The organism is Wolbachia pipientis (assembly GCF_001752665.1).
In the GTDB taxonomy this organism is placed as follows: domain Bacteria; phylum Pseudomonadota; class Alphaproteobacteria; order Rickettsiales; family Anaplasmataceae; genus Wolbachia; species Wolbachia pipientis_A.
On sequence record NZ_MJMG01000001.1, the window covers coordinates 219,661 to 240,119 of the forward strand.

The 20,459-nt window shown below is 32.7% G+C and carries 19 protein-coding genes, 1 tRNA gene and 2 pseudogenes; 16 read left to right on the top strand and 6 right to left on the bottom strand.

Annotation, left to right across the window (positions count from 1 at the left end):
• From BIY23_RS05055 to BIY23_RS01110, 3 genes and pseudogenes are all read left to right on the top strand, one after another.
• Positions 1–359, top strand: a pseudogene (locus BIY23_RS05055) (type IV secretion system protein); the annotation flags it as partial.
• Positions 360–416: 57 nt separating this feature from the next.
• Entirely contained in the window at positions 417–3,110 is a 2,694-nt protein-coding gene (locus BIY23_RS01105; protein ID WP_081326505.1) for a TrbL/VirB6 family protein, read from the top strand.
• A complete protein-coding gene (locus BIY23_RS01110) occupies positions 3,100–3,684 on the top strand; it encodes a WD_0853 family protein (RefSeq protein WP_070064719.1) in 585 nt (194 codons plus the stop codon). The genes BIY23_RS01105 and BIY23_RS01110 overlap by 11 nt, the downstream gene beginning before the upstream one ends.
• A gap of 55 nt (positions 3,685–3,739) precedes the next feature.
• On the opposite strand, the gene iscX is transcribed toward BIY23_RS01110, so the two are convergent.
• From iscX to rpsD, 3 genes are all read right to left on the bottom strand, one after another.
• Complete coding sequence (gene iscX / locus BIY23_RS01115) at positions 3,740–3,934, bottom strand: Fe-S cluster assembly protein IscX (RefSeq protein ID WP_070064850.1); 195 nt, start codon at positions 3,932–3,934, stop codon at positions 3,740–3,742.
• A gap of 18 nt (positions 3,935–3,952) precedes the next feature.
• A tRNA-Leu gene (locus BIY23_RS01120) sits at positions 3,953–4,037 on the bottom strand.
• A 7-nt stretch (positions 4,038–4,044) separates the two neighbouring features.
• Entirely contained in the window at positions 4,045–4,659 is a 615-nt protein-coding gene (gene rpsD / locus BIY23_RS01125) for a 30S ribosomal protein S4 (protein WP_070064720.1), read from the bottom strand.
• Positions 4,660–4,762: 103 nt separating this feature from the next.
• Here rpsD and tkt point away from each other — a divergent pair, with 103 nt between their 5' ends.
• The 6 genes from tkt to BIY23_RS01150 all read left to right on the top strand — a co-directional run bounded on the left by tkt (position 4,763) and on the right by BIY23_RS01150 (position 8,816).
• Positions 4,763–6,697, top strand: coding sequence for a transketolase (tkt, locus tag BIY23_RS01130; RefSeq protein ID WP_070064721.1), 1,935 nt, complete (start codon positions 4,763–4,765; stop codon positions 6,695–6,697).
• Positions 6,694–7,851, top strand: a complete 1,158-nt coding sequence (ubiH, locus tag BIY23_RS01135) for a 2-octaprenyl-6-methoxyphenyl hydroxylase (RefSeq protein ID WP_070064722.1) — start codon at positions 6,694–6,696, stop codon at positions 7,849–7,851. Before tkt ends, ubiH begins: the two co-directional genes overlap by 4 nt.
• A gap of 98 nt (positions 7,852–7,949) precedes the next feature.
• Entirely contained in the window at positions 7,950–8,141 is a 192-nt protein-coding gene (locus BIY23_RS01140; RefSeq protein ID WP_070064723.1) for a hypothetical protein, read from the top strand.
• A 19-nt stretch (positions 8,142–8,160) separates the two neighbouring features.
• Entirely contained in the window at positions 8,161–8,421 is a 261-nt protein-coding gene (locus BIY23_RS01145; protein WP_081326506.1) for an ankyrin repeat domain-containing protein, read from the top strand.
• Positions 8,390–8,554, top strand: a complete 165-nt coding sequence (locus tag BIY23_RS05640) for an ankyrin repeat domain-containing protein (RefSeq protein ID WP_186820126.1) — start codon at positions 8,390–8,392, stop codon at positions 8,552–8,554. Before BIY23_RS01145 ends, BIY23_RS05640 begins: the two co-directional genes overlap by 32 nt.
• A complete protein-coding gene (locus BIY23_RS01150; RefSeq protein WP_070064725.1) occupies positions 8,544–8,816 on the top strand; it encodes an ankyrin repeat domain-containing protein in 273 nt (90 codons plus the stop codon). Before BIY23_RS05640 ends, BIY23_RS01150 begins: the two co-directional genes overlap by 11 nt.
• A 753-nt stretch (positions 8,817–9,569) precedes the next feature.
• On the opposite strand, the gene BIY23_RS01155 is transcribed toward BIY23_RS01150, so the two are convergent.
• Positions 9,570–10,586: an Mrp/NBP35 family ATP-binding protein gene (locus tag BIY23_RS01155; protein ID WP_070064726.1), complete on the bottom strand. Its 1,017-nt coding sequence runs from the start codon at positions 10,584–10,586 to the stop codon at positions 9,570–9,572.
• Positions 10,587–10,648: 62 nt separating this feature from the next.
• On the opposite strand from BIY23_RS01155, the gene petA reads away from it, so the two are divergent.
• From petA to BIY23_RS01180, 5 genes and pseudogenes are all read left to right on the top strand, one after another.
• A complete protein-coding gene (gene petA / locus BIY23_RS01160) occupies positions 10,649–11,212 on the top strand; it encodes a ubiquinol-cytochrome c reductase iron-sulfur subunit (RefSeq protein WP_070064727.1) in 564 nt (187 codons plus the stop codon).
• Positions 11,213–11,304: 92 nt separating this feature from the next.
• Positions 11,305–11,844, top strand: coding sequence for a CDP-diacylglycerol--glycerol-3-phosphate 3-phosphatidyltransferase (gene pgsA / locus BIY23_RS01165; RefSeq protein ID WP_070064728.1), 540 nt, complete (start codon positions 11,305–11,307; stop codon positions 11,842–11,844).
• A gap of 66 nt (positions 11,845–11,910) precedes the next feature.
• Positions 11,911–13,062, top strand: a complete 1,152-nt coding sequence (locus tag BIY23_RS01170; protein ID WP_070064729.1) for a hypothetical protein — start codon at positions 11,911–11,913, stop codon at positions 13,060–13,062.
• 331 nt (positions 13,063–13,393) lie between these two features.
• A pseudogene (locus BIY23_RS05370) lies at positions 13,394–13,887 on the top strand (transposase family protein); the annotation flags it as partial.
• A 215-nt stretch (positions 13,888–14,102) separates the two neighbouring features.
• The gene (locus BIY23_RS01180; protein ID WP_070064731.1) at positions 14,103–14,738 is read left to right on the top strand and encodes a DUF7691 family protein; all 636 of its coding nucleotides are present in this window, start codon (positions 14,103–14,105) and stop codon (positions 14,736–14,738) included.
• Positions 14,739–15,251: 513 nt separating this feature from the next.
• Here BIY23_RS01180 and BIY23_RS01185 read toward each other — a convergent pair.
• Entirely contained in the window at positions 15,252–15,986 is a 735-nt protein-coding gene (locus BIY23_RS01185) for a response regulator transcription factor (RefSeq protein ID WP_070064732.1), read from the bottom strand.
• A 608-nt stretch (positions 15,987–16,594) separates the two neighbouring features.
• On the bottom strand, positions 16,595–17,749 hold the full coding sequence (locus tag BIY23_RS01190) for a Ulp1 family isopeptidase (RefSeq protein WP_070064733.1): 1,155 nt from the start codon (positions 17,747–17,749) through the stop codon (positions 16,595–16,597).
• A 116-nt stretch (positions 17,750–17,865) separates the two neighbouring features.
• Between BIY23_RS01190 and serS the strand changes: the two genes are divergently transcribed.
• Positions 17,866–19,122, top strand: coding sequence for a serine--tRNA ligase (serS, locus tag BIY23_RS01195; RefSeq protein ID WP_070064734.1), 1,257 nt, complete (start codon positions 17,866–17,868; stop codon positions 19,120–19,122).
• Between the two features lie 49 nt (positions 19,123–19,171).
• Positions 19,172–20,434: a phosphoribosylamine--glycine ligase gene (purD, locus tag BIY23_RS01200; protein ID WP_070064735.1), complete on the top strand. Its 1,263-nt coding sequence runs from the start codon at positions 19,172–19,174 to the stop codon at positions 20,432–20,434.
• The last annotated feature ends 25 nt before the right edge of the window (positions 20,435–20,459 follow it).

Genomic DNA, 20,459 nt, shown 5'->3' on the forward strand with positions numbered 1-20,459 from the left:
ATGATCCTAATACTAGTGTAGATGCTGCATTAAATACTCAGGTAAAAAGTGGTGGACACTTTGCCTCGTTGCCCATAGATATTATTCAAGCATTAATATATTTTATACTTGCTAATGTTATAGATCAATTTATTCAGGTATCGGGAACGATTACAGAAACAATATTTAGTTCATGGGTGGGAATTCAGAGTATAAGTAAAATATCTAGTAGTGCATCACAAGCTTTATTATTCCCGGTTGGTCTTGATAGGGAGACTCAACAATATATAGCAGAAGTAAAAAATAAAGAACCAGAAGATAGTACTGGTCAAAGTAAACCTAGTATTCGGCTGAGAAGTGGAGTGTCGAATAGACCTTAAGGCGATGAAGACTAATTATTGAAAGAAAGTAAGATTTTATGGTGAACAGAGTTTAATATGCTAAGCAAAAATTGGTTTTGGTTATTGTTTTGTATATTAGTGACGGATTATGTGTACTGCATGCCTTTTCCAAGATGTATATCTCCTGATTATTTTGGTCCTGAACCTATTACTGTGAAAGCTGGTTATTCAAGTGATGAGCTTGATGCATTCAAGCCAAATGATGGAAATGCGTTAGACCCTAAGACAGGAGAATTAAGTTATGGTTTTCATGCCGATCAAGTTGTTAGATGGAAAAATACTGGGTTAGTCACTAATGGAAAAGAGTTAAAAATACGAATTACTGGTGCATGGGCATCTTGTAATGAAAATAATAGTAAGGAATCAAAACGTGATAATTTGGATTTAACAAAATTAGAGGAATTAAGGTATAAAGATAAAGAAGATAACGCATTACCAGGGAAAGAAGATAACGCATTACCAGGGTTTGATAAATTATGTCAAAATTATCACACCAGCAATGAAGATATCGGTAAAGGCTGTGCTGGAGATTGTAAATCTATAAATGAAAATGACATACCATGCTGGTTCACTGATGGTTATGGTGCATATCTTCTATTTAAAAGACCTGAAGATCCAGATCCCAATAGCACACTTGAACATATGCGTTATCCTAAATCTCAGACAATACATATAGGTCACAACGTACAAAATGGTGTTTTCCATTTTACAGGAGAAGGTGTTGAGTGTTCAGATTTTAAATTATCTGAAGGGTTAGAGATATATATAAAAATATTAGATAGTTATTACTTTGATAATGCAGGTGGTTACTCTTTGGAAGTTCTAAGTGGAGCCAGTGCTAATCGCTCAACTCTTTTCGATAATATTTACAGGTTTTTAAAGGAATTATTATTAATTGAAAAGGATAACACGCATGATAAGAGTGTTGCCCATGAAATGTTCTATAATATCACACAAAAAAGTGTACGTTTTCATAATTTGGTAGTTTCCTTGCTTTGTTTATTTGTAGTAATATCTGCACTGCTGTATATCTTTGGTATGGTGAGAGATGTGTACCGTGACTTTATTTTCAGAATAGTAAAGGTTTCATTAATAGTAACACTGATATCCCCTGGCAGTTTTCAGTTTTTTTATAATTTTTTCTTTGGATTTTTTATTTATGCTCTCGAATCTTTTATAAAAACAGTTTCAGATTTTTCTGGGATTGCTAGAAGTGAAGTTACATTTGATTTTATGGACGATATATTACAGACATTTACATCATATGCAACTTTTAGGAAAATGTTAGCACTTTCATTATCTAACCTACCACTCAGTATTTTTATCGTACCAGTGATCATTGTAGCAATAGCTATATATCTCATATTGTGCATATATGCTTTTGTTATATTTCTGTCTGGTTTTGTTGGCGTAGCTTTTCTTATGGCTATTATGCCGCTATTCATTCTGTCAATTTTATTTTCACCACTAAAACAGCTTTTTGAGGGTTGGTTAAAGCTTTTAATTAGTTTATGTTTTCAGTCGATGATAATGTATACTTTATTAGCGTTATTTTCTTCTGTTATAATGGGTAGTTTTTATAAGCAATTAGGTTTTACTGCATGTTATAATAAATGGCTATGGTTCTGTATTCCACAAGGAGTTCCTTTTATAGGGGGTCAATGTGCACCACCCTTCTTTAATTGGACTATGGGGCAAGTTTTTGTACCTTATACGCCTGTTGGTACATCTTCTGGCCTGGATAAGAAAGTAGAAGATTTGAAAGGAAATGGTGGTAGACTGAAATTTACTGGTGGTATAAAGGATATTGACATTCCACCTGAGTATAGTACAAGAGGAGAACGCTATGTAGATTATCCTTATTATGATCCACATGACAAAAATGGGAGTGATATCAGTAGAATATATGACATACAGAATGGTTATTTAATTGACCTATCAGAGGTATTGACGTTATTATTATTGTCATTTTTAATGTTTGCTTTGCGTGGTGTAGCACAAGAATTAGGTAGAAATCTTGGACAGGGTGGTTTTAGTATGGGCACGATATCTGATATGTATAATTCATCACCTGTAGTTAGTTTGATACATGGATTGAAAGCACAGTGGCAACAGTATATTGGTTTTCACTTGCGTAAGGGGGGTAATGCTATTAAAGCATTGCCTGATAAGCTTGCTGGTGGAACAGCAAAGCTTGTAGGGAGACTTCCAGTGGTTGGAGGAGTGTTAGAAACAGGCATTAATACAGGACGTAAGATAGTTGATACTGCTGTTTTAACAACCCAAATGATTACTTCTCATGACCATGATGTTAAAGCTTATGAGAAAAGGATTTTTAAAATATTTGGAATTGATGAAACACACCTTTCTTCTAATAACAAACTCCATAATTCTCTAGATTATTATAGAAAGTGTGTAGGTGCTCATTTAGGTTATTTTGTGGGTTATACGATTGAAAATAATGGACATATGGGTTATCTTTTAAAGGATGCTATAAAATTTAGCTTGGAACATGCTGGACTTGCTGCAGAAAGCAAAAAAGCTCGTCTAAAAATGCATTTATATAATAAAGATCTTGCAAATCAAGACCATAAAGTTGATAACATATTTTATATGGCTAAGCTATATCGCAAAGACTTTTTGAAGAAACTTCGCGATAGGACTATTGGTGTGGAAGCAAACACAATACGAAGGAGAAGCACAACAAATAGGCAAAGAGATGATGGATGAAAAAATTTTTAAGGGATTTGAGTATTATGAATTAACACAGGATAGTGATGGTAATATAATACTAGGTGATTATAATGATGTATTGAATGCACGTAGAGCAAGAATGGATATGTTATGGGATAATCTCAGTCAATATGATATTAATTTTGTTAAGCTTAATAAAGCTTTCAATGAAAAATTCATGAGTGATGAAAAGTTGTTGTCTAGAATTTACAATGAAGATAAAGAAATTGCATTAGAAAGGGATAAAGTATTAAGTATTTTGGATAACCTGGATAATCTATCAAGTATCGATACTTTGGATCTGCTAGCAATTAGTTTATTACTATCAGATATTAGTAATATAGAAAAAGATATTGTATTGGGAGGTAATACTGAATTTTCTGAGTTAAAGGATTTGTTTCTTGAAAAAAAGGAATCTGGTGAATATTACACTGATGAAGAATATCGTGAACTAGCTAATTATGTTGACTGCGTTAATTATCAAATACAATTAGAACTGATTCAAAGAAGCGAAAATAAAAATTTAAATAACGATAAAAACAATAACGATAAAAACAATAAAGAAGAATAGCTGCCTTATTTTAGAAAAAGATCATATATAGCTGCTGGTATTCTGGGCATTTTATTCATTTTATTAACTCAAGCCAAGCTGCTTGAACAGCTTCAAGTATCTTTTCATTACAACGCTTTTTATCGTCATCAAAATCTTCGAGATCCATAATTTTATTCTTAAGATCAGTAAATTTAATATTTATTACATCTTCATATGGAAACTTCTCTACCAATGATTCAGCTATATCTTCTACATCAAGCCACTTCATACAAAAACCTATCAGATATGGTGCCCATGGGGAGACTTGAACTCCCAAGGTTTTACCCCACGGATTTTAAGTCCGCTGCGTCTGCCAATTCCGCCACACGGGCATCTACTTTACCTAGAATAAAACTCAACTACTAAATTAACTTCCATGTCAGATGGATAAAGTACTTCGGAATATTTAGGCACCCTCAAATACTTTATAGAGCGTTCCTCATGACTTACTTCTAAATAATCTGGTAATTTACGCTCTTGTCTTTGTATCGCTTCCTCTACTATAGGAATCTTTGACGCTCTTTCTCTTATTTTTACGACATCTCCTGGCTTTGCTCTATAACTTGAAATATTAACAATCTTATCATTTACTGTTACATGTTTATGAGATACCAATTGTTTTGCGGAATAGATTGTAGGTACTAGACCAGAATGATATAATATAGAACTGAGCCTAGATTCCAAAAATCCTATAAAATTATCAGCAGTATAACCTTTTTTGGTATAAGCATCCATAAAGATAGACCTTAATTGCTTACTAGAAATTGCATAATAAAACTTAAACTTCTTATGTGCAGCAAACTGTTTTCCAAAATCAGATAACTTTTTAAACCCAAGAGTGCCATGCTGACCAGGAGGGTACTTTCTTTTGTTCACAGGGTCTTTTGCTCTACCCCATAAATTTATACCGAGCCTACGACTTATTCTATACTTTCTGTTGATAATATTTGTCATAAATCCACTTACCTAATTGTAAATTATTAAGTGCTTTGATGCTAAGTGTCAACTTGTTTTTACTGAAGCGATGTCTTATAATGAACTTTAAAAACTTTGAAATATGAATGACCTATATCACTCTATGGCAAATGCTGTAAGGTTCTTATCAGTAGACGCTACATATAAGGCTAATTCAGGGCATCCTGGTATGCCGCTAGGTATGGCAGACGTTGCCACCGTATTATTTGCTAAATTTATGAATTATAATCATGATGATCAAAAGTGGTTTAACAGAGATCGTTTTGTTTTATCCAATGGACATGGTTCAATGTTGTTATATGCTATTCTATATCTTATAGGCTATATAAATATTGATGAATTGAAAAATTTTAGGCAATTAGGTTCAAAAACTCCAGGACATCCGGAATATGGTATTACATCTGGAGTAGAAGCAACAACTGGCCCATTAGGCCAAGGCTTTGCCTGTGCAGTTGGTATGGCACTTGCTGAAGCAATACTCAGAGCACGCTTTAAAGTTAACCATTACACATACGTAATGGTTGGAGATGGATGCCTTATGGAGGGAATAAGCCATGAAGCTGCATCACTTGCTGGTAATCTTAAACTTAATAAATTGATAGTTTTTTTTGATGACAATGATATCACTATAGATGGTAAAACTAGTCTTGCTTGTTCTGATAATATAGAAAAGCGATTTTTAGCATATGGGTGGAATACTAGTAAGATTGATGGACATGATTTTAATGCTATTTCATTAGCTATAGAACAAGCACACAAATCTGATAGGCCTTCTCTAATTTGCTGCAAAACTATTATAGGCAAATTTTCGAGTCGTGCTGGCACATCTTCTGCACATAGTGGTGCTTTAACAGAAGAAGATATGAGAAACATGAGAAAGGAACTAAACTGGAGTGATGAGCCTTTTTATGTACCGGAACATATAAAAAGTGCATGGGACAAAACAACTGAAAGAGCAAAGCAAAATTACGATAAAGTTGAAGATAATGTATTGCAAAGAAGAATAGATAAACATTTACCAGATGATTTCAACGTAATCATTAATAATTTAAAGAAGCAAATTTATGATTCCATGCCAAATGAAGCTACACGTTCTTCATTTGGTAGAGTGATGGAATCTTTGACTAAATTTATGCCTGAATTAATTGGTGGCTCTGCAGATCTTACTGGGTCGAATTGTACCAAATACCAACATATGCAAGCTATTAATAGCAGTCAGTACAATGGTTCTTACATTTACTACGGTGTAAGGGAGCATGGCATGGCAGCATGTATGAATGGGATGGCCCTACATGGAGGTATAATACCTTATGGTGGTACTTTTTTGGTATTTTCCGATTACTGTCGCCCATCTATACGTCTTGCAGCTTTGATGAAACAACAAGTTATATATGTTATGACTCATGATTCTATTGGTGTTGGTGAAGATGGTCCAACTCATCAACCAATAGAACATTTAGCTTCTTTGCGAGCTATACCAAATTTATATGTTTTTAGACCAGCTGATGCAATTGAAACTTTGGAATGCATAAGCATTGCACTAGAGAAAAATGATTCTCCGTCACTTTTTGCACTTTCAAGGCAAAATGTAAATTATGTACGTAAGTTTAATACGCAGTCCAATAATCTATCAAAACTTGGTGCGTATATTCTACGTGAATGTTCTGGAAAACTAGATGTTACAATATTTGCTACAGGATCTGAACTATGTATTGCCATAGAAGCATATGAGAAATTACAAAAAATGGGTATCGGTATAAGAATAGTTTCTATGCCTTGTTGGAGAATTTTCGATGAGCAAGATAATAAATATAAATCAACGTTATTAGTTAATGACAGTATAAAAGTTGCAATTGAAGCAGGAAGTGATGTAGGATGGCATAAATATATAGGTTCAGATGGTATATTTATTGGTATGAAAGATTTTGGAGAATCAGCACCGTATAAAGTGTTGTATGAGCATTTTAAAATTAACGTTGATCATGTGGTAAAATACGTTTTAGGCAAAATCAGATGAATTATGATGTAATTATTTCAGGTGGTGGTTTGCTTGGATTGATTACTGCGATTGGCTTAAGTCATCAGTCTATATCTGTAGCAGTAATCGAAAAAAACACTTTACCACGTGTAACAGATGATAACAGGGCATTTGCCATTGCTCAAGGGTCAAAACAAATACTAGAAAGATTTGGGATATGGAAATTTATACATGCAGATGCTGAACCTATATTCGATATATGTATATTAGATGGTAATAGTCCAGTAAGTGTACATTATAACCATAAAACAGTAGGTAGTGAACCTATGGGGTATGTTATTGATAATTCCATTATATGGAGTGCTATAAATAAGTGCTTTCTGCACAAACTCAATTTATATTGTCCATGTTCTTATAAGACAATTTCCTGTGATTCTGGATATGTACAAGTTATTCTGGATGATAGCAAAAAATTAATATCATCCCTATTAATTTGTGCTGAAGGCAAAAACTCTAAATTACACGAATTATTTTCCATACCCAAAGTAAAATTCGATTATAAACAGAATAGCATAGTATGTAATGTAACACACGAATTACACCATGAAAATCTTGCAGTTGAACGTTTTTTTCCAGGTGGTCCATTTGCAATATTACCGATGAAAGGTGGGTATAGTTCTTCAATAGTATGGACAGAAAAATCTGAGATTTCACAAATGTTAATGAGTTTATCCCCACAAGAATTTATTGTAGAACTTGAAAAAAGATTTGGTTCCTACTTAGGTACGATTAATCTAGACAGCAAAATAAAGTCTTATCCTTTAAACTTTGCCTTTGCAAAGAATTTGTATCAGAATAGAGTCTTACTTATTGGTGATACAGCACATTCCATTCATCCAATTGCAGGCCAGGGACTAAATCTTGGTATAAGAGATGTAGATACTGCTGTGAGGCATATAGTTACTGCAAAGACAACAGGTATCGATATCGGTAGCAATTATCTATTAAAAAAAATTTCACGCAATCAATTTTGCGACAATATTACTATGGCTGCTGCAACTGATGGATTAAATAGATTGTTTTCTAATAAAATATTCTGCCTTAAAGTATTAAGAAATTTTGGTTTAATGGTAGTTGAAAATTCTCATTCAATAAAAAGACGTTTTATTAAACATGCTATGGGACTGCATTGATAGACCTTATATAAAAAGAATTAAAAAATATATTAAAGAGAAAAGTGTGATAGAAATATCAGTGGAAAATACATGTAATAAGTGATATAGTATAATTGATGGGGTGGAATAATAAAAAAAGCGCAGCAAAACGCATAGATGAGTGGCTATCTAAAATATTGCGTGCAGTAGAGGCAACAGTAAAAAATTCTTCTGACCATAGAACTAATTATAAGTATATAATTAATGAACAGTTAAAGCAGCAATTGGAAGGAGAATTTAAGAAATGGGCAGCAGGCTTTAGATTATAAGTTTTTTTGTAGTAGTACGTTGTTATGCTTAGTTTGTAAGAATAATTGCATAGCAATAGCAAAGGTTATGATAGCAGAAGGAGCAAGTGTTAACGTAAAAGATTTTGAAAGAAATAGTCCTTTACATTTGGCTATGTGCAATTCTAATACGGAAGTGATAGATCATTTATTACGTAACAATGCAGATAAGGAGGCAAAAAATGACAAAGAAGAGACAGCTGCGCTTGTGGTTGCTCGCTGGTGTCAAAATGTGCAATGTATACGAATGCTCAATTATTAAAACAGATATTAATATATCAGATAATAACAGGTATACAATTTTACATTGGGCTGCTCGCAATAATAATGTCGAAGTTGTAACTGCTGTGCTCAAAAAAGGTGCATGTGTAAATGTAAGAAATTATGGGTTTTAATTATGGGTTTCAAGGATATAGAGCTTTACATTTTGCTGCTGAAACTGGTAATGCAGATCTGATAAATGTTTTGATACGATATGATGCAGATGTTAATGCACAAGATCATAAAGGACGTACACCTTTGCGTATGTTACCTAATAACCAGGATAATAGAGATCAATTGGTACGGATTTTTATACAGGCTGGAGCAAATCCTTTTATAAAAAATACCGCAGGTGAAATAGCATATGAATTAGAGAATACAGCATACATCTTGTGACAATGCAAGAAAAGATTACTCGCAATAACTTTCTCAATTAATTCACTTCCACTTATGTGTAGAATTAACAGATTCTATAGTGGTGGGCATGCCTAAAATAATCAAGCTCTTTCAGAAGCTTTTTACTTGCCACTTGAAATATATGAAACAGGTGTATTGCCATATTCTGATTTGTGTGCTGTAGATAAGGCTCTGTAGGTATGTTTAAGAACGCCTATATTTTGTGCAGTGCAAAAAATATTATCTAATAGTTTGGATAACATTGATGTTAAATTTAAAGCATTATATGATAATGCAAAAAGTAGACCTTTTGCGAAATTAATGCTCAGAAAATTTTCTGAGGTCCAAAGAACTATTAAGTTGGATAGCCTTTAAAACAAGAAAAATTTTATCAAAAAGACACATTTTTTACTCTTTTGCAATAATTTTCTGTTTCGCAAAAGATCTAGTAATTCACAAAATGGAGGAGCATTAGATTTAACAGCTATATTTAAACAATTATATCGTGCCATAGCAATTGACTGTGTAATTTCCATAACTCATTTGATAAATAAGCATCAAAATGTATGCAACTTTTTAAATACCTATTCTTCAGTTATAGATAATCCTAAAGTAGAGCAGGCTTCTAGAGGTCAAAAGAAATGGCATGAAGCTCTGTGTAAAATTGTTATTTATTGAGAAGGCTGCCAAAATCGTATAGGCATACCTTTTTTGGTTGCGTTTGTAACATGGAATTATTTTACTGCAAAGTATTTATTGTTTTGTTAAAGCCCTGATAACACTCAGTGCAATTTCTTGGTACATTGTTATTAAGTCTTGATTTAACTTTAAAGGGTTACCACTATCAGTAGCTTGACATATCTTCTGATCTATAGGAATTCTACCTAAAAGTTTAATCTGTAATTCTTTAGACATATCTTCTCTACCAAATATATGAATTTTCATGCCATTATATATAAAATAGCTCATATTCTCTACAATGCCAATAATTGGTATGTTTAATTTCTTAAACATATCATAAGCTTTGCGCACATCATTTAAAGCAAGCATTTGCGGAGTTGACACTAAAACCGTACCTGTTAAATTGAATTTTTCAGCTAGGCTCAGGTGTATATCTCCTGTGCCTGGTGGGGTATCAATTATCATATATTCTATATCATTCCACTTATTTCCAATTAATAAATTGTAAAGTGCTTTTGTGACCATAGGACCACGCCATATTGCAGCACGACCTTGATCAATAAAATAACCAATAGAAGTAGTGTAAATACCATATTTTTCTATTGGTATAGCTTTACCATTACGTATTACAGGTTGTAAATTCTGAGTGCCTAACATTTGTGGAATTGATGGACCATATATATCTGCATCAACTAAAGCAGTTTTGTATTTTAATTTTGCTAAAAATAATGCAAGATACAAAGCAATCGTAGATTTTCCTACGCCTCCTTTACCTGAAGCAACAATAATAGTTTTTTGTACACCATCAATATTAAGTTTTGTTCGTTGTGCAGAATTTACTGCTTGTTGTGTGATAACTATAGTCACTTTTGTTACACCAGGGAGTGATTTAACAGTTTCCTCACATTGTTTCCTTAATTCCTCTATTCTTTGAGAAAATGCCTGAGTAGTAGAAAGTTCCAGTGCAAAACCAACATGCCCTTCCTTAATAACAATTGAAGATATTATTCCTAGAGAAATAACATCTTGACCGCTTTTTAGATCTATAACGCTTTTCAATTTTTCTATTACTGCTTTCTCACTAATCACAAGTTTTTATTGATTAAGTTTGATTAAATTATACTCTATACTTAGGTGGATACAAATGACAGATGGCTTCAAAGAAAAGTAACATTATCAAAAAAAATCCTATATGTAGAACTAGAAGGGATTTTTTAACGTTAACAACTTGTGCAATGGCAGGTATAGGAGCTGCAAGTACGGTATGGCCACTCATTAAATCTATAAGCCCTTCTGCTGAAGTTATAGCAATGTCTACAGTAGAAGTCAACCTATCAGAGATTTTAGCAGGGAAGGGGAAAAAAGTAAAGTGGCAAGGTAAGCCTGTATTTATTCGTAAACGCACTCATAAGGAAGTAGAAGCAGCTAGGGCCGTTGATATAAAAACTTTGCGTGATCCTCAATCAGATGAACAACGAGTACATAAAGGTAAAGATGAATGGTTAATTATGCTTGGCATATGTACACATCTCGGTTGTGTGCCAATTGACCATGAAACTAAGGATGGAAATGGATGGTTTTGCCCTTGCCATGGTTCATATTATGATACATCAGGTCGTGTTATTGGAGGACCTGCACCTAAAAATATGGTAATACCTGATTACTTCTTTTCAGGTGATAACGTGGTTGTGATCGGTAAAAAGGGTAATCAATAACGATCTATTCTCTGCATTTTATTTAAAATAAGTTAAACTTGTGTATTATGCTGTACAACGTTATAAGTTGATTATTCTATATTATAGATATTATGTTCAAGAAAAACCTGCCAAACTTACTTACGATATCTCGTGTGCTTGCAATACCAGTCATAGTACTAAGTTTTTATATACAGAATAGATATGCTAACCTGATCACAATACTTACTTTTACATTTGCATGTATTACAGATTTTTTTGATGGTTATTTAGCACGTATGTGGAAGGTTCAGTCCAGATTTGGCAAGCTACTTGATCCGATTGCAGATAAGCTTATAGTAGTGTCAACAATTATTATGCTGATTTATAAGCATAAAGTAGATGACTTCACAGTTATACCATCAATTATAATTATTTGTAGAGAAATATTAGTCTCTGGATTACGAGAATTTCTTATCACAGTTAATGTTAGTTTACCAGTTAGTAAAGTAGGTAAAATAAAGACATTTTTTCAGATGATAGCTGTAATAGCTTTGATACTAGATGATTATATTGTAGTGAAAGAAGTAGGGGTAATTTGTTTATGGTGTGCAGCACTAATAACAGTATGGTCAGGTTATAGATATGTTGTGGTAGGGATAAAACAGATTTAAATATTAATATTTTTATTGACTTTTTAAGATTTATTATGTATAATAAGTCAAGTAAGTGGAGTTGACATGCACAGCTTGACAGAAAATACAAGTCTTTTTCATAATCAAAAATTTATAAAAAAAATAAATTCTATAAAAGCAGCTCGTATCGAATCTGCTGAAGATATTTTTCAAGATTTTTGGTTTAGAACTATAGAGAGTCTTGAAAAAAAATCACAATTTGCATCAAAGAATTTATTACGAGGTTTTTGGTCACCCATAATAAGAAAAATTAGAAAGAAGCTAAAAGAGCCATGTTCCAAACAAAAAGATTACTCTCAAGATTTTGAACAAGAAGATTTCTTTCAAGATTTTTGGTTGATGATTCAGAAAGAATCAGTAGCAGAAATGCGATCAAAACTAGGTCAAGAAATATTAGAATTAAGAAAAAAAGAGTTATGGAACAAATATGTCGCTTTAGTGCCTATGATTCCATTTGCAGCATTAATGGCAATCAATTTGACTACAGTATGTAGTCATGATGTATTATTGCAATTGATAGGCAATGCATTAGAGCACACAATTATGCCATTTGAAGCTTTATCCCTTATCTGTGTAATATATCTTATTTATAATAAGAGAAAAATACATAAAAAAGAACAAGAATTCAAAGAATTAGAAGAGAAAAATGAAAAAAATAATAAAAAAACATACGATATACAGGATTATTTCAACTACGTTGAAGCTGTTACAACTGCACTAGTAATTATCAGTGATATAGTTAATATATTTTTAGCACAAGAAGTATTAGCACAAAAGGTAACAATAGATGAGATAGCATTCTTATGTTCCAATTTAGTAGATTTCAGTATAAATTCTACTTCTTTCTACATTAACAATAAAAAAACAAACCTTGAAAAATGTCCTAACACTTATAGTAAAGATAGAGCTGCAGCTGGATTGCTGCTTACAGGTTCTTCCATGTTATTGATGAGAAGGATAATATTGATTACATTGGTATTATCTATGAATGCACATGCTGCTACTACTATTGGTGCTGTTATTTGTCCTGTAATAGGCCTAATGGGTATAGGATGTTCGATAGCTGGGCATATGTTGACTATATCTTCGTATAAAAGTAAATTGCAAATCCTAAAAGTCAATGGTAGAAGGATAGAAAAAGAGACCTACTGTGGTAGGCCACTACATACAGCATCAGGACCTGCTGTGAGTATATAGTAAGTGTCTTTTAGCTAATCTTATCTAAACCGATGCAGGTAATTGGGACTACTAATCTAAGTAAGTAGCTTAAGTATGATCTGTTACAGTGAAAATGGCTTTTAAAAAGTTATTTTCTCATTGTGGTTAGTTCAGTTTTTTATCTTGACAAAAGACAAAACCTATTGCGAAAGAAAGGAAGAAAGTGTAAACAGGTAATTTTGTGTATATGAGATGGGCATAAATTATAAAAAGCTCAAAACAGGGCAAGAATATTCAAGCAATTAACAGGAGTAGGCATCAAAGAATTTAGTAGAAGAAGTCAGTCCTGAGAGGGAGAAGGTTGAAGAGAATAATAAAATTATATGAATCTAATATATACAGATTACTACAGACAATAGAACCGTTATTAGCAAAGAAGATCAACATTATAAAAGATAGAACCAGATGGAAATCTTGGCAGATGTTACAGAGCAACCTATACAACTTCCAAAGAATTGGAAAAAGAAAAAGAAGAGTTATTCCTGGTAAAAAGAAAGCGTACACAGTAAAAACTGAGATTCTTATGGAAAGAAATGGAAAAAGTATCCAAGTAATATGCAGTAAGCACACATGACTTTCGTATCAGGAAGCAAGAGAAAGTTTTTACCTAAAAATAGTATAAGTATACAGATTCTGGATATCAAGGATGGCAAAAGTTACAGAGTAAAGTTGTTATTCCTTATAAAAGGTATCGTAAGAAACCTTTAACACCAGAGCAGTAATAAAAAATTAAGAATGAAAATAGCACATAAGATTAGGCAAATAAAGATTTTCAAAATTATGTCACATATTTACCGTAATTTTTAGAAGAAACACAATATGAGATTCAATATCATTGCTGAACCTTCAATACTCTTTCTTATTCTTGCACTCATCTCATCCTTATTTCTTCTTCTGGCATTTCGCAATGGGTCTATTCAAAAATAGTACGAGATTGAAGACGATTGTAAAAAATGCACCTTGCTTTAAGTAAAAAAAAAGTATATACTCTAATACAATTATAATTAATAGAGTACAAAATGGGGATTTATGTTTCTTCCTATGCAGTTAGGATTGAAGACTTGGAAAAAGCAATTGGTTCGAATGATAATCATTTATACGAGGAAGTTTCAAAGGTATTTGATGGTGATTTTGGTGTAAAAGTAAACATGGCTTTGAAAGATTTAATATTTAACCAACCTCTCCATAATCATTCCGCTGATTTTTATCAGTATGCATTAGAGGCTCTATGTTCTTATCTGGGTGAAGGATTGCACTACAGATGTGATTTGAAAGTTGGTGTTACAACTGATATTGTAGACAATATATTTAAATCAGATTTTGGATTAAATGTAGATATTGTGGAAACCCTTATAAGTCCCCAACGAGAACAAGAATTCTTTAGTAGGTTACCTATTAGTCATGACCAGTGTGTATGTAGCGGCATCTTGGATAGAAGTAACTTACTTTCATTACAATCACAATTTACAAAGATCAGGATTACTGATAGTTTGCTTGAAACTCTTGAAGCTTCCTTAAATGAAGAAGAAAGGAATGGCACTATATGCTCAGAAACTAGTGACAAAGCAGAAGGATATTCTCTTATAGCAGATATTAAGGCACATATTTCATATTGTGTAAAAAGTGGTTTTGATTTGGCTTCTTTTGCCTACTAATTACTTTTAACTTTGTTTGTTGCGTTATTGGCTATTCCCTGTTTTTTTGATGCTGCTTGTATTATCCCTTTGCTATCCCATTAATGTTGATAAAAAATCTGGATTGCTAGGTAGTGTGTACTTATGGAACCAGGGAAATACAATAATATAAAAAAATGATGTAACATCTTTTTATTGTACAAATATAAGGAGATGCTACCATGTATAAATTTTACATAAAAATAGAAGATTGGAAAATAATCCATGAGTTTTTGAAAACTATCAAAAATATTCGAGTAAAGAAAGAAGATAAAATACGAAAATTTTGACATCTTTACAAAGGACTAAACCTAATAATCGAGTGTTTTTTAGTAAAATTAAGCACTTTAGACGTATTTTCTCTTGTTTCGATAAAGAAATCCTCTTTCCTTGGTTTTGTTGCTTTTGCTTCTTCTATTCTTTAGCTGCGTTAAGTGTACACTACCTAGTACGTAGATCTTGATAAAACTTTCATGCAACTAATTTTGGTTGTTTTTATTTACTCTCATTTACATTTAGATCAGAATATTCTTCATCATCAGCGAATTCTTTTAACACATATCCTCTGCCCCATACAGTTTCTATATGGCTTCTGCCATCATTAGCATTTTCAAGCTTTTTACGCAGTTTGCACATAAATACATCAACTATTTTATTGTCCGAAGGCTCATCTAAGCCGTTATACAAATGGTTTAAAAACATCTCTTTTGTTAATACTGTTCCTTTACGTAGGGCAAGTAATTCTATCATAGAATATTCTTTGTTGGTGAGATGTACTGTGTTACCCTTAACTTGAACGATTCTATGATCAAAATTAATATGGATGTTACCAATTTTTATGACTGATTCTGGATGACCTTTAGTACGACGTATTATAGCTTTGATTCTGGCTAGTAATTCACTTTTATGAAATGGTTTAGTTAAATAATCATCAGCGCCATATCTCAAGCCTTTGGTTTTATGGTTTACGGCAGATATGCATGAAAGTATTAAAACAGGTACTTTAATTTTTGCACTTCTTAACCTTAGTAATATATCATATCCATCAATATCTCCAGGTAAATGTATATCTAGGATGACTAAGTCATAGCAGTCTCCATTTGAAAAGACCATATTATTGCTATAATCTTGTGCAGATGTTACAACATCGCAAAAATGTCCGTCGGAATTTAACGCATTGACAACTGTTTTCGCACTGACTGGATCATCTTCAATTAATAATATACGCATACTCAACACCCCATAAATAATTTATAATTTAGTAATATGTATAACTAAGGAAAATAATAAATCAAAGTTTTATTAACAAATTACACATGTTAATTATTAATTAATAGTGAATATGGTATTCCTAAAATTTATTTTTAAATAACCAAAAATAGTGATTGCTAATATGAAATAGCTTTATAAGTAAGTAAAAAGCTGTGAATCAACGAGAAAATTGCTACAGCAGTGGTGTAAAAATTGTAAACGTAATTGATAAGCAAGAGAAACATATATAGTTTAAAGCTATACCTTGAGGATAGAACATAAATAAAAAGTTCATGAAAATACATCATAGAGACTGTTACTTATATTCAAGTAAACTACTCATATCCAAGTAGATAGTTATGTAAAAAGACAACGTAAAATTTGTGCATATATTGCTGTATGCAGGTAAACAAAACAGATTTTGCCATTTTTTATAAGAAATACAACAAATCTGGAAACTACCAGGTACGTTTTTATAGATAAATATTCTGCATATTTTTACCAAAAGTATCGGAAAAACCAAGTTATTGAAAGTATTACTTTTTATGAGGTATAAACAAAAGGTTATTCTAATCCCTTGTCTTGATCTATAGTTGAGGTGTAAGTTGAATATTATGAGGAGTAAGTTGAGGACTACTAAGGACCCCACTGTTAGATTTAATACAATCTTGAAGTAGCGCAATGATTATTATAGCTGCAATACATATAAGAGCTGTTATTATCATAGCTTCTGCTGATACTTTCAATTTTAAGTAACATGAAGCACTAATTGCGATAGTAAGTGTAACAGCAATTAAGAATGTAGAAGGTGATGTGTTTCTGTCTTCAGATGTGTTTCTGTCTTCAGAAGGTGGTGATATGTTTCTGTCTTCAAAGTACTCTGGCCCGTATGAGGCCCTTTCCTGCCATATTTTATCATTTTGAAGTTTGATACTATAATCTTTCCTTATTTTATTGAGTTTTTCCTTGGTAAGTGCATAATTTGCGTATGCATCATTGATTTCTTCAATGGATCTGCCTTTTTTGAACATTCGTGTTATCCTGCCTAAGTTGACAAGAGCAAAAATACCACAATTGTATCCATCATTTTGTTGTTTAACTTTAGGACTACTTACAGTATATGTCTTTAAAATTTCGTTCAATGCACTTGTTATCCGATCATTGTTTAATGGTACTGTTATTTTATTTTGTTTACGTTCTTCCAGACACACTCCGAGTGTTTTTTGTACATCTTGTGCTTTACTATTACTAAAAAACGGCAGGCTTCTACCAAATGAATCGCAGTAATATACAGTGAAATCTTGATTGTCGTGATTATACTTAATAACAAGTGTAACCCAGTGAATACTACCTACATTCAGAATTGAACTGAATATTATTTGTCGATTTTCTTGTTTTATTACCATGTCCTTATATTTTTGCAATTTTTCACGGAAGTGATCGAAGTCACCTATAACATAGAAAAAGACATCCTCTACTGTGCTTTCATTTTGAGGTTCTTCTTGAGGTTCTTTATACCTGTACACAACTCTTGCAATATCTGCAATGTCATGTTGTCGTAGCCAGTAAATATAATTTTCTCTATTTGTTTGGTGAACAAGGGTTTTTATATCTTCTATATAAGAGTTGAAACTGCCATCAGTACCACTACTTGAAGAACAAGAGCTCACGCTATTTAGCGACTCACAGTCTGCTACGCCACTATCTTTATCTAAATTATGTTTACTACTGTCATGTACCATATAATCTCACCACATACTATGCATTATTATAATATATTGCTAAATAAAGTGTCAAATTAAATTTTGTTGAGTATAAGGAAATTTTAGGGTAAGTTATAGTGGGATCGATATAAGATATGCACGATATAGAGTATATAAGGCAAAACCCTAATTTATTTGATAAAGCAATGAAAAGCAGGGGTTTAACTCAACCTGTTTCTGCTGAAATATTGAAGCTTGATCAAGAGGATCGTGCATTGATAACTAAAGCGCAGGGTTTACATAAACAGCGCAATGAGCTTACTACACAAATAAGGGAGCTCAAAGCAAGCCAAAATACATGTGAAAGTGAGATAATGTTGTCACAAAATATTACAAGTGAAATAGAGATGGTGCACCTGAAGGAAAAGGTGGTAAAAGAGAAGTTATTAAACCTGCTTTCTAATTTACCTAATGTACCAGAAGAGAATTTGCCCATTGGTGAAAGTTCAGTGGAAGTAAAAGAATCGGGGGAAAAAAAACAATTTACTTTTGTACCCAAATTACATTATGAATTAGGAGAAAGGCTAGGGTTAATGAATTTTACGCAAGCAGCACAAATTTCTGGGTCACGATTTGTAATGTTACAAGGAGAATTGGCTAAACTGGGGCGTGCATTAATTAATTTTATGCTTGATATGCACACCAATGAATTTAGCTATACTGAGGTATATCATCCTGCATTGGTAAAAGATAAAGCAATGTATAATGTTGGACAGTTACCTAAATTTTCTGACGATTCATATTTAACCAGTAATGGGTTGAGGCTAATTCCTACAAGTGAAGTGGCGCTTACCAATTTAGTTGCAGATAAATTTGTTAATGAAGAGGTATTGCCGACTAGATTTACTGCATATTCAGAGTGTTTTCGTAAAGAAGCAGGTAGTGCTGGACGGGATACTAAGGGTATGATGAGGCAGCATCAATTTGGTAAAGTTGAATTAGTGAGCATTACTGATGAGGATCAATCAAGTATTGAGCTTGAACGTATGGTAAATATTGCTGAAGAAGTATTAAGAAGGCTTGAACTTCCATATAGAGTGGTGTTATTAGGCTGTGGCGATATGAGTTTTGCTGCGCAGAAGACCTATGATATAGAAGTATGGTTGCCTGGACAGAGTCAATATAGGGAAATATCTAGTTGTTCAAATTGCGGAGCATTTCAAGCGAGAAGGATGAACGCTAAAGTTTCTAGAACAAAAAAATACTTACATACTTTGAATGGGTCAGCTTTGGCTATAGGTAGAACTATTATTGCTATAATGGAAAATTATCAAAACTCTGATGGATCAATTACAATGCCAAATGTGTTGCAAAAATATATTGGATGTCACACTATTTTTAGTTTGCGTTAATTTTTGTTATGTAAAAATAGTAGATAAAATTTATAAAGGATAAGTAGAGATGAAAGTTTTAGTAATAGGTTCTGGTGGGCGTGAGCATGCAATACTATGGTCTTTAAGCAAGTCACCGCTGTTAACGCAGCTATATGTAGCTTCTGGTCGACAAGCTATGCAAAATTTAGCCACTCTTGTTAATATAGATATTGATGACCCAATAGATGTAGTACAGTTTTGCAAGAGAGAAAATATAGGATTGGTGGTTATTGGTCCAGAGAAACAGATAATAAATGGGCTTTCTGATAGTTTGGCAGCAGAAGATATAAATGTTTTTGCTCCAAGTAAAGCAGCTGCAAAACTTGAAGCAGAAAAATCTTTTACAAAGGAATTATGTAAGCAATATGGCATACCGACAGCGAAATATGGGTATTTTATTGATGAAAGTTTAGCAAAAAATTTTATAAGAAATAATAAAATACGGTGCCCACTAGTAGTAAAGGCAAATGGTTTGGCAGCAGGAAAAGGTGTGATAATATGTAATACAGAAGATGAGGCATTCTCAGCGATAGACCTGATGCTTGTAGAGAAAAAATTTGGTAAATCAGGTGAAGAAATAATCATAGAAGAATTTCTAGTGGGAGAAGAAATCAGTTTTTTTGTCTTTATTGATGGTGTAAAAACAACAGTACTTGGCTGTGCTAGGGACTATAAAAGAATATTGGAAAATAATAAAGGATCAAATACTGGTGGTATGGGATCGTGTTCATCACCTTTAATGATGAGTAAAAATATGGAACAAAAAATTATTGAAAGAATAATACATCCTACAGTTCAAGCGTTAGCAAATATGGGTACACCATATAGAGGGGTCCTTTTTGCTGGGTTAATGATTACTAAAGATGGCCCGAAGCTTCTTGAATACAATGTGCGATTTGGTGACCCAGAAACGCAAGTAATACTGCCTAGATTGGAGTGCGATTTGCTAGAATTAATGCTGTCAATCACACAGCAGAAATTAAATATTAACACTGTAAAACTTAATAATACATCTACGGTATGTGTTGTTGTAGTAAGTAAAGGATATCCTGATGATTATAAAACAGGGACTGTAATTAAAGGTTTAGATCAAATTGAAGGTATGCATGATGTTTTAGTATTTCATGCAGGTACTCAACGAGATATGGAAGGAAATTGGGTTGCTGATAGTGGAAGAGTATTAAATATTGTTGCGTATGGGAAAACAATAGAAGAAGCTAAAGGTAAAGTATATTCAGCTCTGAGTTTTTTAGAGTGGCCTGAAGGATTTTTTAGATATGATATTGGATGAGATTATGCTTATTTGTTTATGTAGT

What these genes read in the sequence shown, in the direction of transcription:
- BIY23_RS01105 (WP_081326505.1), top strand. Translation starts at nt 417, where the DNA reads ATGCTAAGCAAAAATTGGTTTTGGTTATTGTTTTGTATATTAGTGACG.
- BIY23_RS01110 (WP_070064719.1), top strand. Translation starts at nt 3,100, where the DNA reads ATGATGGATGAAAAAATTTTTAAGGGATTTGAGTATTATGAATTAACA.
- iscX (WP_070064850.1), bottom strand. Translation starts at nt 3,934, where the DNA reads ATGAAGTGGCTTGATGTAGAAGATATAGCTGAATCATTGGTAGAGAAG.
- rpsD (WP_070064720.1), bottom strand. Translation starts at nt 4,659, where the DNA reads ATGACAAATATTATCAACAGAAAGTATAGAATAAGTCGTAGGCTCGGT.
- tkt (WP_070064721.1), top strand. Translation starts at nt 4,763, where the DNA reads ATGAATGACCTATATCACTCTATGGCAAATGCTGTAAGGTTCTTATCA.
- ubiH (WP_070064722.1), top strand. Translation starts at nt 6,694, where the DNA reads ATGAATTATGATGTAATTATTTCAGGTGGTGGTTTGCTTGGATTGATT.
- BIY23_RS01140 (WP_070064723.1), top strand. Translation starts at nt 7,950, where the DNA reads ATGGGGTGGAATAATAAAAAAAGCGCAGCAAAACGCATAGATGAGTGG.
- BIY23_RS05640 (WP_186820126.1), top strand. Translation starts at nt 8,390, where the DNA reads ATGTGCAATGTATACGAATGCTCAATTATTAAAACAGATATTAATATA.
- BIY23_RS01150 (WP_070064725.1), top strand. Translation starts at nt 8,544, where the DNA reads ATGGGTTTTAATTATGGGTTTCAAGGATATAGAGCTTTACATTTTGCT.
- petA (WP_070064727.1), top strand. Translation starts at nt 10,649, where the DNA reads ATGGCTTCAAAGAAAAGTAACATTATCAAAAAAAATCCTATATGTAGA.
- pgsA (WP_070064728.1), top strand. Translation starts at nt 11,305, where the DNA reads ATGTTCAAGAAAAACCTGCCAAACTTACTTACGATATCTCGTGTGCTT.
- BIY23_RS01170 (WP_070064729.1), top strand. Translation starts at nt 11,911, where the DNA reads ATGCACAGCTTGACAGAAAATACAAGTCTTTTTCATAATCAAAAATTT.
- BIY23_RS01180 (WP_070064731.1), top strand. Translation starts at nt 14,103, where the DNA reads ATGGGGATTTATGTTTCTTCCTATGCAGTTAGGATTGAAGACTTGGAA.
- BIY23_RS01185 (WP_070064732.1), bottom strand. Translation starts at nt 15,986, where the DNA reads ATGCGTATATTATTAATTGAAGATGATCCAGTCAGTGCGAAAACAGTT.
- BIY23_RS01190 (WP_070064733.1), bottom strand. Translation starts at nt 17,749, where the DNA reads ATGGTACATGACAGTAGTAAACATAATTTAGATAAAGATAGTGGCGTA.
- serS (WP_070064734.1), top strand. Translation starts at nt 17,866, where the DNA reads ATGCACGATATAGAGTATATAAGGCAAAACCCTAATTTATTTGATAAA.
- purD (WP_070064735.1), top strand. Translation starts at nt 19,172, where the DNA reads ATGAAAGTTTTAGTAATAGGTTCTGGTGGGCGTGAGCATGCAATACTA.